Origin of the sequence: Alishewanella tabrizica (assembly GCF_014652375.1) — a bacterium.
Classification (GTDB): domain Bacteria; phylum Pseudomonadota; class Gammaproteobacteria; order Enterobacterales; family Alteromonadaceae; genus Alishewanella; species Alishewanella tabrizica.
In genome coordinates, this window is the sequence record NZ_BMYR01000035.1 from 1 (window position 1) to 939 (window position 939).

At 49.1% G+C, this 939-nt stretch carries 1 protein-coding gene; it reads right to left on the reverse strand.

Annotation, left to right across the window (positions count from 1 at the left end):
• Positions 1 to 915: IS110 family RNA-guided transposase (locus tag IE070_RS16505; RefSeq protein ID WP_189484284.1), on the reverse strand; the 915-nt coding region annotated here is incomplete at its 3' end.
• Positions 916 to 939: the final 24 nt, after the last annotated feature.

A 939-nucleotide genomic window follows, 5' to 3' on the forward strand; every position in this document is an offset into this window, starting at 1 on the left:
AATCCACTCAAACATGGGTGTTGTTTGCGTGGATTTTTGTGCTCTGCTGGCCGCAAGCATGACGGTTCGGGCACCCTGAACCAAGAGTGTTCGCAAATAGCGGTCGCCGCGTTTAGTAATGGCACCGAGTTGCGTTTTACCACCGGATGAATTCTGTTTTGGCACTAAACCGAGCCAAGCAGCAAACTGTCTGCCGTTTTTAAATACTGACACATCACCGGCTGTTGCTACTGCCGCAGTGGCGGTAATGCTACCGACACCACAGAGATCAAGTAAAGCTTTTGCCGTGCTGTTTTGCTTACTCCAGGCTTCAATTCGTTTGTTAAGTGCAGTAATCCGCGTTTCTAAATCAGCTAACTTGTCCGCTAAATCAGCCATACTCTGGCGAAACAGTAGGGGCAGTGTTTCCGATTCAGCCACCAAAGGCAACGTTTTAGTCAGTGCTGCGCGGCCCTGATTAATCACGATGCCAAACTCATGCAGATAACTGCGGATTTGGTTCATCAATGAAGTGCGCTCACGCACCCATTGCTCACGCATGCGGTGCATAACCAAAACCGCTTGCTGTGATTCGGATTTCACGGCAACAAAACGCATATTTGGCCTAGCCAGAGCTTCACAAATGGCTTCGGCATCATTGGCATCGTTTTTACCACCACGCCGATAGGGTGCAACATACTGCGGTGTCATCAGCTTTACGGTATGGCCGAGTTTGGTCAGCTCACGCGCCCAATAATGCGCACCACCGCAGGCTTCAATGCCGATAAGCATCGGTGGTTTATTGGCGAAATAGCGAAGCATTTCGTTTCTGGCTAACTTCTTTACCATGATGGTTTCACCAGATTTAGCAATAACGCCATGAATTTGAAACACGAGCTTTGCAATATCGACCCCACAACGTATAGACTGTTCCATGCGACTTCCCCTCACTTGTGACTG